Genomic DNA, 12,288 nt, shown 5'->3' with positions numbered 1-12,288 from the left:
TTTTGCGCCATTTTGCCTTTCTAGATTGGTTGCCGGCTCGTCATTTTCCAAGCCCAAATACCCACTTTTTACCCCCAAAAACCCACTTTTTAGCGGCCATTTTGCCCTTTTTAGTCCTATTTTTAAAGGTTCGAGAGGGTTGTATTTATTCCATTGCAGCGTATTTTTATGCTTTTCGGCTCGCATTTAGCAGCATTTTGCACTGCATTTTGCACCATTTTACCTTGCGTTTTGCACCAAAACGCACGCTATTTAGCACCAAAACGCACTGCATTTAGCACCAAAACGCACTGCGTTTAGCAGCAAAACGCACTACATTTAGCACCAAACAGCCCAAAATCTGGTGCAAATGGCAGTTTATCTAAATAAAAATTCATTTTGACATATTCGCATGCTATCCCCATTTTACATCGAAACAAACCTTCGCGAGAATCGATTTTTTGCGGCAAGTTGGGCGTTTGGTTGAAAAAAATGCAGTAATAACGTCAAAGTCTTTACTGAAAAACGGACAAATGTTGGCAAGTTGACACCCCTTTTATAATTCCACTAATAAAAGCAAAAGCCATATCTACGCCGTCTTCGCGGCAAGATATGGCTCTCGCTTATGATGTAACTTACGCTGCAATGGTAAGTTTCTAAGAAAGTGCGGCAAGGCACTTGCCATGCCACACTTTAAGGCAGCCTACGCTGCAAAGCAAAGCTAGAAGGCGTAACCCAAGCCAACCATCAAGGCATCTACGCCGTAATCGGCGAAGGCATGATGGTAGGCCACGTTGAGTTTGAAACCCGACAACTCGCCACCAGCACCGAAAGTAAGGGCATTAGAACCCTTGTCGGCATACTGATAGCCCACCCTTGCAGAGAGCATGCGTTTGTAAGTGTACTCCAAACCACCGGCAAGCAAGGTTTCGCTAGCATCTTTCGGGGTGAAATAACGACACGAAAGGGCGTAAGTAAGCGCGTGTTGCGGAGCGAAGTTTACGGCCCAGTCGCCGCCTACTGCCACCGAAGTGGGCAAACTTTGGGGTATGCCCGTATCGTTAAACTTCACCGACTTGCCGAAATCCAACAGTCGTGCACCAACAGTTAGCGTGGTAGGGATGGAAGGACAGATGTTGAAACCCTTTTGATAGGCCGCTCCAACCGAGAAAGCGTAAGCGTTTGCGCTGGTAGCGGCATGACTTCGGGCGTAGGTTGCAGTGGCATACACGGCCACTTCGGGCGTTACGGCGAACGAATAGCCCAAGTCTAGGGCCATATCGTAGGGCGAAACCTTATCCGGTTCGCCCGTAGCACCCACCGAGGGAACCGTTAGGCCGCCAAGGTAACGCACGCCTGCCATCAAGGCCGAACGATTGGCAAAGCGATAGCCCGTCGCAAAGTTATATTGCATCAGTCGGCCCTCGTCGGTTTTAGGTTGTGCCTCGGCAGACAGGTCGGCTACAAAACGTTTTTCGCCAAAGGTAAGGGCGGCGGGGTTAGTGTAAATGTGCATTTGGTTGGCATTGCCAAGCAAAGTGCCACCCAGGGCTGCTGTGCGCGCATCGGGTGTGGCTTCTAGCACAGGTAGTATGCGACTTTGCGCCGTGGCCTCCATTGCCAGGCTTGCGCCGAACGCGAGGAGTGCCATTGATATCTTATTCATAGCGTGCTGTTTATTTCTTGATGAAGGTGTGTTTGCTTGTTATGCGCTCGGTTTTGAGCAGCAGATAATAGGTGCCAGGAGCTAGTCGGTCGATGCCCAAAGTCACTTCGTGCGTGCGACTGTCGGGCGTTAAGGTTTCGTCGATAAGCTTTTGGCCACGCAAAGAGGTAACGATAACCTGCACCTTACTTACCCCACTGCGCATAAGTGCCTTGATGTAGCTGTGCGCCGGTATAGGATAGATGGTGTGCACGTCGGGGGCGTTCTTGTCGGTAACACGCACTTGGATGGTTGTTGTGGTGCGTTTGCCGCCGTCGATGGCCGTGAGGGTTATCGTGGCCGTGCCTTTTTGTCCGGGGGTTAGCGTTAGTTGCTTGCCCGTTACCGAGGCTTTTACCACCGCATCGTTGCTAGATGTGGCCGCGAATTGCATCTCGCCACCACTCATGGCTGTGAAAGCGTTGGCCAAATTAATTTGTGCGGCCTCGCCCTGCTCGAACAACGACACGTCGCTAAGCGTGTTTGTGGGCGTGGGAGCCGTGTGCGAAACCACCTTATAGGCGAATTTCTGCACCGTCTTGCCGCCAAGTTGGTCGGTAAGGGTCACTTCAAATCCGTACGAACCTACCGAACCTACCTTGATAAAGAGGTCTAAGGCGTTGCCTACACGTTTAATTTCAACGCCGCTTGGCAGCGCGGTGGTGGTATAGTTCCATGTGTGGCCGTCTTCATCGGTTACGGGCATCACCTTATGGAAGTAAGGTTGCGTGTCGAGTAGTCGCAACGTGTCGGTCATTGCGCCGCCAAGTACGGGCGCATGGTTAAGGCGCGTTTTGAAACTAGCCGTTACATCGGCCGAAGTATTGTTGAAACGGTCGCGCGCCGACATCTTTACCACATAGTCAACATCAGTATCCAGCCCCGTAAACATTTGCTCCAACTCGGTGCCAGCAAGCTTATCGTACGAATAACGAGTTAGGCTTTGCACGGGTTTGCTCATGTCGGCCTTCTTATAGAGGTGTATGTCGTAGGCAAAGGCCGTGCGTTGTTCGTTCAGCGCATCGGCATCGTCGGTTACTTTCCATGTTATGCGGGCATCGTAATAGCCGCGAGTGGCATCCGTTGAATAGTCGGTAACGGTTATTTCTGGTGCGTCGGGCTTCTGCGTTTCGGGGTCGGCAAGGGCGAAATCTGCATCAATAAAGCCCACACCCATCTTGCCTGCGAGGTTGGCATCGGTCTTTACGGCGTAGGGACTGGTGGCTTTTACGGCTCCAAGTATGCGGCGGCGAAGATCCTCGTTGGTGAAGTTGGGGTTGGTTTTACCAAACTTCGACACAATCAACGCGGCAATACCCGATACGTGGGGTGCCGCCATAGAGGTGCCTTGTGCGTATGCGTAGTTGTTGTCGTTGGGCAAAGTAAAGTCGGTATTGGGCGTTCCGCCAGTGCTCATTTGGGCAAAAGCCTTGGGCACGGTGCTTAGTACGCCCCTCATTACCTCGCCCGTTTCGGTGGTTCCACCTGGTGCAAGGATGTCTACCCACGGCCCTTTGTTCATATAGTCGGTGGGAATACCCATGCTGTTGGTTGCGCCCACGGCCACCACGCGCGCATAAGAGGCGGGTATCATGTCGATGTCGTATTGCGAATCGTTACCCGATGCAAAGACAACAAGACCACCTTTCATGTAAGAACCGGGCTTTTTGTTGCCCTGCGGGTCGCATCCGGCATAGTCGGTAAAATAGTTGATGCCGTCTTTCAGCAAGTCGAACTGCGCTTTGAAGATGCTTTGGAAGTTCTCGTTGTTGAGGTATTTCTTGCGGTCGAAGGCGTAACCCCACGAGCAGTTGCATACGGATGCCCCGTTTTCGGCAGCAAATTCGAAGGCCTTAACGATGTAAGCAGTAGATGCAGTCTCTTTGGTTCCATCGCGCCCGTATATTTCGCAGCTCATCAGTCGCACGCCCGAATCGTCGCTGCCGTTGCCACCGGCCACGCCACAAACGCCCAGGCCGTTGTTGTTTCGTGCGGCAATGGTTCCTGCCACGTGCGTTCCATGTCCGCCGGCCACGATAACGTTGGGGTCGCCCTTACCGCTTTCGGCTGCATAGAAGTTACGTCCGTGTATCTTCTGGCCCGTATTCTTGTCGACACCTTGCCAGGCAGAGGCGGCCAAGTCTTCGTGTTCGAAGTCGACACCCGAGTCCATCACGGCTACCACCACGTTGGGGCTGCCCGTTTCTTTCTGCCAAGCAGGGAACAGGTTTACGTCTGCCCCTTCTTTAAACAGGCCATACGAACCGATGGTGGTGGTGTAATGCCACTGGTATTGTAAGTAAGGGTCGCTAAAATTAAGTGGACCTGCGCCATCGTTTGCAGGTCTTAGTTTGTTAGAGGGGATGGGCGCACGCGATGCTGCGGTGTACTTCACCTTGCTGGGCGTAATCTGCACGTTGCCGTGAGCCTTCTCGATGGCAGGGTCGCGGCGTAGTTCGTTGATAACTTCTTCAACGTTCTTTGTGCTGTCGAATTTCACAACAAACCATCGGTCGAGCCCTCTTGCACGTTTCAATGCGGCATATTCGTTGTTCATGTCGAACACCTGTTCCACCTTTACGTCGGTATTGTCGAACACCTTTGCACGCGTTACGCTCTGCGTTGCAGCACGGGTGCTGGGGTTTACGCCTGGTTTCAGCTTGATGAAAGCCATGCCAGGTTGCCAAGGAAAGGCCTCGTCGGCGGCGGTTTGGGCAGCGTTAGGGTTGTTTTGCGAGGAGAGCAAGTCGTCGCTACAAGCCGAAAACATACCTAAGGTCAACGTGATACAAGCCGCCAATGTATATATTTTTCTGAACTTTTTCATTGGATGAGTGTCTATAAGTTGAGGGTTTTCTTGATTAGGTCTACATAATGCTTACTCTTATAGTAAGTAATGACCGTACGCGTTTGCTGCGGACGCATGTCGATGAGGTCGGCCTCGCCGCGGAAGTAGGTAACAAAGCCGCTATTGTCGCCGCGGAAGTAAGTGTAGCCCTTATCTTCCATGGCGTTTCTTGTAGTGGTTGGCAAGGTATAGGTGTACCATTCGTACACGCCGGGAGTGCCTTCCACCTCGCGATTATACAGCACTTCGCCGCCCATGTAGAACACTTGGCACGAACCAACGGTGCCGCTGAGCTCTGCATCGGCCACCAAACCTGCATCAATGTCTTCGGGCGTAACGCCTCGCCAGTTGAAGAAGTAGATGACATTCGCCAACGAACCGGCATCGTAGCTGGCATTTTCGGGCACGAAGAGCAGGCGCGAGTACTTGCAGCTGGGGTCTTCGGTGGTGGTAGTTATCTTTTCGCTGTTGAATTGGTTCTCGAAATCGGGTTTCATTCCGCGTTTCTTTTCAAACTCAATCACCTCTTGCAGCTTGAACGACTTGTTGTGCATGCGCTCGGAAATGAATACGGGGAAACAGGTGGCCTTGCCGTTGCTGCCCACTTTCAGTTCGTTGGAACTCACCACATACTTCATGCAAGGACTCTTATATATGCCGCCAAACATCTTGAAGTTGTTGGGGTCGTTGTAGACGTGCACCAGTCGTGTTTGGTTTTCTTCTTCGCAGTAGTATTGCGCTTCGGTTGCATTACGCTGTTTGTTGCCGTCTTTAAAGTCCTGTTGTTTCAACCACGGGTCGTACGATTCTTTTTGGAACTCCTTTCCTTTGGGTGCTTTCAACCACGCGGTAGTAATGAGTTTGCTGTAATAGTTGGGCGTGTAGAATATGCGAGGCGATTGTTCGCCGGGCGAACGGAACGCATAATATATCTTGTCTACGTCTTCTTTGAACGGCAAGAGCGAGTCTATCTCGAAAGCTCTGTCGCGACTGTTGTTCCTTTCGCCTTCAAGTTCGGTTACACGAGCCAAGTTAAAGTTGTCCAAATCCCACACGGGCAGCTGGAATTGCACGTATCCGTTTTGCGTTACGCTGAGCAAGAAGTGCTTGTTTCCGTTAGATAGGAACAGCTTTTCGGTTCTACTGCTCTGCGCCCAAGGGCTGTTGCGGTCGATGGCGGTGAGGGTTAGCCTCAACTTGCGTTGCTTTTGGTCAACATCGTACGTGAGCCATTTGTTGTTTTCCTTGTCAACTTGCTCCACACGCCAATTATCCGAGTTGGAAATAACGTTTAGTTCTACGGCCGTATGCGCCTCATGGTTAAAGATAGCCGTACCATTGCTGCCGTCTACGGCAATGAAAGGCGCCGTGCCAAACTGCGTAACCGTTACCGTTTGCTTACCTCCGGGCGTGGCCAGAACCACTTCGGCCTGGCGTTCGTCGGCTCCCTCGTTGGCCGTAGCCGTTAGTTCGAGTGCTTGTCCCACCTTTTTCGCGGTAAGCCAAGCATCGTAAGCCCCTTTTTCCACTTGCCATTCGTCGCCAAGTGTTGTAAAGCTTACCGTTTTTGTTTCGCCCTCTTGTTTAAGAGTGAGGGTCTGCGCCTCGCCTTGAACGAACTCTTCCGTTCCGCCCAAGGTAAGATCCTTCTGGCATGCGCTAGCCAGCGATGCCACGATGAGCAAAGCCCATATCTTTATATTCTTATACATAGCGTATTTGTTTTTTGTTAGCGTATGTGTCATTGCTTATCCCAGCCAGGGTTCTGCTTAACGTTCGGGTTTATCTGCACTTCGTTGTCGGGGAACGGCCACACAAACATCTTGTTGCCTGTTTGTATGTCTACCTTGTAGCCCCCTGCGTAGAACGATGCCGGCACTTGATAATACCCCTTGGCACCTTGTATCGTACGTTTGCGAACGCCCAACTTCCAACGGCGCAAGTCCCAAAGGCGGAACCCTTCGTAAGCCAGTTCGCGTGCGCGCTCGTTCTTTATTTCTTGGTACAGGTCGTCGCCCGTTGCGCTTGTGGTAGGCACGCCACGCGATTGGCGAAGGGTGTTAAGATAGCTTTGGGCATCGGCCGTGTTACCCAGTTTGTAGGCTGCCTCGGCCACAATGAGGTATTGTTCGGCGATGCGGAAAGGCTTGGGTGCTTGATTTCCGTTGGGCACATAGCCGCCCCAATGGGTGCTAGTGAGCGTTGCGTAGTTGGGGTTGCCCTTAAACTTAGACACAACATAAAGCTGAGTAGACACATTCACGTCGTTTACCGTGGTATTTACAAACTCGAAGTGGATTTGTGCACGGTGGTCGTTTCCGTTGGCAAAGAGGTCGTTAATCACTTCGCGCGTTGGCACGTAGGGCGGTTTGTTGTAGTCGCCCACTTTACTTGGCTGCTTGGCCTCGTCCCAATGAGTTGTTGTGGAAAGGTCGGCGCCATAGAGCGAAGTTACCGTAGGCACTTCGTTTTCTTTGGCCACATAGGGTTGCCAAATCTGTTCGGTACCCTTATCGTAGAACCACATCTGCGCGAAAGCGTCTTCTGTGGGCGTTACTTTTCCTTCGCTGTTAAGCTTTGCTGTGTAGGGAGCGATAAGCGGATAGGTGTTTTTGTCTACCAATTGTTTGGCCTCTTGGTACGCTTTGTCCATGTCGCCCATGTATAGGTACACGCGTGCACGAAGTGCTCGCACGGCATCGGCGTTTATTTCGGTGTTTCCTGGGCTGGTAGGAACGTCGGCCAACAGCGTTTCGGCCTCGTTCAAATCGTCCAACACCTGCTTATAGGTCTGCGCGTTGGTGGCTCGTGCGGGTTTATCCAGCGAACCTGGCTCTAATGCCAACACCACACCGAGGTCTTTATCGGCCGTAGCCACATCGTAGATCATACCCCATCGCAAGGCCAAGTTAAAGTGATAGAAGGCCCTGGCGAAGTATGCGTTGCCCAAATAATGGCGTTGCGTGGGCTTTTCGGCCTCGCTAACGGGCAGCTGGGGCAACTTCTTTATCACCACATTGGCATCTACGAGCGCCGAATAATACGAGTGATAGATTTCTTGTATCACGCTACTTTCGGGCAAAATGGTCCATCCATGAAACTCTCCATAAAGGTTTCCGAAGGCCGCATGCGCGTTAAGCATGTCGGCTTGCGCCTCTTGGGGCAACACATAGCCGCCCCCGAACTTGCCGCGAAGGGTGGAATAAATGCCATTGTCCCATTTGGCGGCATCTTGCATATTGCGAAACGAGGCGTTATAGTCTATATAATCGGCTGGTTCGCGGTCTAGATTGCACCCTTGGAGCATGGCCGCAAGCGTAAACGCCCATAATAATATCTTCGTTGTTTTCATATACGTGTTCATTATTTATGTGTTGTTGTTAGAGTCCTATCTCCACACCTACGCTCAATTGCTTGGTGTTGGGATTGACACCATACGAAACATTGCGGTTCACTTCGGGGTCGATACCGCGGAACTTGGTAAAGGTAAGCAGGTTTCTGCCTGTAAAGAACACTTTTGCCGTGCGTACGATGTTCTGTCGTCCAAGGCTCTTGCGGGGGATGTCGTAGCCCAAGGTAAAGTTCTTCAGGCGCATGAACGAGGCGTTTTCAAGCATTTTCGAGTCCACGTAGTTGCTTTGGTGGTTGGCTTGGCGCACCCATGCCAACGAGGGATATTCGGTGTTGTCGCCCGGTTTCTTCCAATAGTCGAACAATCTGCGCGACCCATTGAAGTTTCCTTCGCGGTTACGAACGTGATAATCGTTCTCGTAAAACTGTTTATCCATTGATATCATGTGCTTACCGAGAGCCACGAAGAAGTCGGCGTTGAGGTAGAAACCTTTCCAATAAGCCGAAATGCCCCAACCGCCCGTAAAGGGAGTGTAAGCGTTTACGCCTGTGTTTTGACTGAGCGAAGAAGAGTATTCGGACACCACGTCGCTGTCGTCGCGACGTGTTTCGTTCTTGTCTGCGCCCGGCTTATACCATTCGGGCACACCCGTTTGGGGGTTCACGCCCTTGTAAAGCGGAAGAACAAAGGTTACGGGCTTACCCACCATGTAGGCGAGTTGGCCGCCTGGTTCGTGCCACGACTGACGTCCTTCGAACAGTTCGAGCACTTTATCGCGGTTGTAGTTGAAGTTCACGTTGGCCGAAACACCCCAATCGCGACCGCGAAGGATGTCGGCGCCCAGTTGAAAGTCGATACCGTGGTTCAGGTAACGCCCAACATTATCGTAACGAGTGGCATAACCTTCGTTGCCCACAGGCATACCCGATGTGTAGGGCAGCGGCACTTCGAAGAGCATGTTGCTCGTTATACGGTTGTAATACTCCACGTTCAGGTCCAGCCTACTTAGCAAACGAGCCTTCACGCCCACAGTAAATTTGCTTTGGTGTTCCCATCCCAAGTCGGGATTTCCAAGACTAACAAAGCCAAGGCTCATGCCGCCTTTCTTCTGTCCCACTTTTCCTACATACGATGATGTGCTGTAAGGAGGTATAGAAGAGTTGCCCTGCGTTCCGTAACTCGTTTTGAAGTCTAACTCGTTAAGCCACGATACGTCTTTAAGAAAGCTTTCGCCCTTAGCCTTCCACAACAAACCTACCGACCAGAACAAGCCGTTGCGCTTGTTGCGCCCAAAGCGCGAAGAGGCATCGTTACGCAAAACCAAGTCAACGAAATAACGTTCGGAGAAATCGTAAGACAGCTGGGTAAAGAACGAAAGGAAAGCATAGCTGTTGGTTGCCTCGCCCACATTCTTCTTTTGCGTGGCGTTGTTAAGCAGGGTAAGGCGGTCGTCTAAGATGCCCGAACCCGATGCAGAGAAACCATCATCGTTATAATTGGTGTATTCATGTCCCAACAACGCAGTAACGTGATGGTCGCCAAAGCCCATGTTATAGGCTGCCGTGTTGGTGATAGTGAAGTTGGATACCATTGAGAAACCACGTTCAGCACTGCCATTTCCGTATGCGCGATAGTAGCTAGGCAAGGTACGCGAACGGCTATCGCCGTAATTTAGTTCCAATCCAACAAGCGAACGCAAGGTTAGGTTCTTTATCGGCGTGAGCGTTAGGTTTCCATTAGCCGACAGGATAAAGGCATTGGTCTTGGCTGGGTTGGTAGAAATAACGTGCTTAGGCGTAGTGATGTCGAGCAGCGGCACGCGTTCCAGTTCCTCTCCCGTCCTTGGGTCGTAGGGCGATGCAAAGGGGGCGTTCATGGCTGCAACGCCTCCGCCCACGGCATTGTTGTTGCCGAAGGGCGAAATGCGCGTGTCGTCGTATGCTATTTGGGTGTTTATGCCGGCGCGAACCCATTCGGCCAACTTCGCATCGAGGTTAATACGGCCGAAAGCTTTCTTGTAACCCGACCCCATACGCAATCCGTCTTGGCTCAATGCGCCGCCCGATAGGTAGTACCTAACGGCAGATGTGCCGCCCGATACCGACACGTCGGCCGTGTACATGGGCGCAGGTTGGTACACATATTTATACCATTGGAAGTCGGTTTCCTTGAAATACTTGCTCTTTAAGGCCGCTATTTGGTCGGCGGTGTAAATACCCGTCTCTTGATAATAGCGTAATAGTTCGGGACCAGTCATCAGTTGGTCGAAATAATCGGTGTTGGCCAACGACGAAACGGCGTACTGCGCCCTAAGGTTGATGGTGGGGCGCGTCTCTGTTCGGCCGCGTTTGGTGGTAACATACATCACTCCGTTGGCCGCACGTGCGCCATAAATGGATGTTGCAGCCGCGTCTTTCAAGAACTGAACACTCTCGATGTCGTTGGCGTTCATGGATTGTAGCACGGCCATACTAACTTGCATGCCGTCGAGGATGATAAGCAAGCCTGTACCTGCGCCCAACGAGCCTTGTCCGTGCAAAGCCATCGACAGGCGCGAAGAGGGTTCGCCCGACGAGGAAAACACCTGTAAGCCGCTTACTTTGCCCTGAACGGCATCCAAGGGGTTGGCCACGGGTTTCATGGCCAGGTCTTTGGCCGTTACCTTTACCACAGAGGCCGAGGTGTTGGTTACCTTACGTTCCATGTAACCCACCACAACAACGTCGTTCAACGTCAGGTCGGAGGGTTCCATCCGAACGTCCATCTGGGGTGCGGCGGACAATTCTTGGCTCTTATACCCCATGAAACTAAACGTAAGTTTCTCTCCGTTGCGCACACTGATAGTAAACTTTCCGTCTATGTTAGACACGGTGCCCGTCTTCGGGGCCGACTTTGGGATGATGCTTACGCCAGGTAAGGCCTCCCCGTTTTCATCTACGACGTTTCCCTTCACTGTTATTGTTTGTGCCAAAACCGAACTCAATCCGGTTAGCAAGCAAAGGGTGAACATCCAAAATCTTACTTTCATAATTATCTAGGTTGATTATAGTTTTTCCTATGCCCCACGCAACCGTATGTTTAGTAAGCTTGGCCGCATGGTGCCTCCGTTGTAAACCCATTTTGTTTTAGTACAGCTGTCAGTACATTCACAGAGTTAAACCATTCTGCAAATATATGCAATAAATTTATAAAACCAAGCAAATAAGAAGAGTTATTTTCTAATTAATGCGCATTTTGTTGAAATTATGCAGCTTACTTACAATAATTGTAAAAAGTATAATTTAATAATTGGTATCATTTTGCCAAGCAAACGGCACATCGTTATTTACCTTTAAAACAAGGATAAACAAAGATTTCAAGGCAACTTTCTTCGTTCTACGCAGCTAGAAGATTCTGCCATATTAGAACGTAATAAGCATGTTGCTTAACCCATATACCAAAGCTCGCAAAGGTTTACCAGCAAAAAAACTTTTTTATATTTTGTTCCACTGAGAATAATTGCCTATTTTTGCAACACCTAAACGTTTATTGTATCACACTTAATAAAAAAATAACTTCGTATGAAATCATATATAGCAGGCATAATCATCATGTCATTTACCTTGATATCTTGTCAAATCTCGGGCTTGACGTCAGGTTTTTCTAGCCTACCAAAGGGAGCGCAAGAACGGGTTGTACATTATAAAGGTGCAATAGATGACATTCGCGATTTCTCAAACATATATGCGATTGGCGTAGAACAAACAAAAGACTACCTTACAAAGCACGAAAAGGTCATCATATATGATTTCACTCCATTTTGCAAATCAGGCTTTTGCGTGTCGCCTTTGGCACTTTCTGAAATCTGCAAAAGGCAAAACATCGACTTGTTGGTTATCTCAAACATCTATGACGACGTCTTTAGTGCGGTGAATAAGAATTTCCCCATACTGATGATAGACACAGATGCCCTTCAAACCAAGTGGCGGGGAAAGTACATTGAGGCTTTTTATCACCCGCTTATCGGCCGATCGCAAAAAGAAATAGACTATGCAAGCTACCTTTATTTCCATAATGGCACCTACGTAAGGAGCTTTAAAGATTATAGGGAAATAGAGAAGGCCGGCTTATGATTTAAGCTTACGGGTTTGTTGATTTGTAAGTTTGCAAGTTTTTTTCACAACCAGTGCAAGCAGAACGCCACTAACCCATAAGCACAAGCATAAACCAAAGGCCGACAAGCCATAAAGCAAAAGGCCAAATGCCCATAAGGCAAGGTAGGCCAATGGCTTTGCACACCTCTTATTGACCTACCATTTAGCTAACGCCCACCTATTGCACAAGTTGATAGGTGGGCGTTTGGATTGTCTTCCATACGCTTGTTAGGAATAAAAAAAGGTTCTTCCGTTAAATGGATAGATTTGT

At 50.2% G+C, this 12,288-nt stretch carries 7 protein-coding genes; 1 reads left to right on the top strand and 6 read right to left on the bottom strand.

Annotation, left to right across the window (positions count from 1 at the left end):
* The 6 genes from HMPREF2955_RS16585 to HMPREF2955_RS08920 form a co-directional block, all read right to left on the bottom strand.
* Positions 1 to 186: hypothetical protein (locus HMPREF2955_RS16585; RefSeq protein WP_210401297.1), on the bottom strand; the 186-nt coding region annotated here is incomplete at its 3' end.
* Between the two features lie 514 nt (positions 187 to 700).
* Positions 701 to 1,645: a PorV/PorQ family protein gene (locus HMPREF2955_RS08940; protein WP_070722768.1), complete on the bottom strand. Its 945-nt coding sequence runs from the start codon at positions 1,643 to 1,645 to the stop codon at positions 701 to 703.
* 10 nt (positions 1,646 to 1,655) lie between these two features.
* Entirely contained in the window at positions 1,656 to 4,511 is a 2,856-nt protein-coding gene (locus HMPREF2955_RS08935; RefSeq protein ID WP_070722765.1) for a S8 family serine peptidase, read from the bottom strand.
* An 11-nt stretch (positions 4,512 to 4,522) separates the two neighbouring features.
* Positions 4,523 to 6,244, bottom strand: a complete 1,722-nt coding sequence (locus HMPREF2955_RS08930) for a BACON domain-containing protein (protein WP_070722836.1) — start codon at positions 6,242 to 6,244, stop codon at positions 4,523 to 4,525.
* Between the two features lie 29 nt (positions 6,245 to 6,273).
* Positions 6,274 to 7,896 (bottom strand): RagB/SusD family nutrient uptake outer membrane protein, encoded by a 1,623-nt coding sequence (locus HMPREF2955_RS08925; RefSeq protein ID WP_070722762.1) that lies wholly within the window; start codon positions 7,894 to 7,896, stop codon positions 6,274 to 6,276.
* Between the two features lie 16 nt (positions 7,897 to 7,912).
* A complete protein-coding gene (locus HMPREF2955_RS08920) occupies positions 7,913 to 10,912 on the bottom strand; it encodes a SusC/RagA family TonB-linked outer membrane protein (RefSeq protein WP_070722761.1) in 3,000 nt (999 codons plus the stop codon).
* A gap of 532 nt (positions 10,913 to 11,444) precedes the next feature.
* Here HMPREF2955_RS08920 and HMPREF2955_RS08915 point away from each other — a divergent pair.
* Positions 11,445 to 11,996: a hypothetical protein gene (locus tag HMPREF2955_RS08915; RefSeq protein WP_070722758.1), complete on the top strand. Its 552-nt coding sequence runs from the start codon at positions 11,445 to 11,447 to the stop codon at positions 11,994 to 11,996.
* The last annotated feature ends 292 nt before the right edge of the window (positions 11,997 to 12,288 follow it).

Origin of the sequence: Prevotella sp. HMSC073D09, assembly GCF_001814145.1 — a bacterium.
In the GTDB taxonomy this organism is placed as follows: domain Bacteria; phylum Bacteroidota; class Bacteroidia; order Bacteroidales; family Bacteroidaceae; genus Prevotella; species Prevotella conceptionensis.
This window is presented reverse-complemented; position numbering and strand designations above follow the sequence as displayed.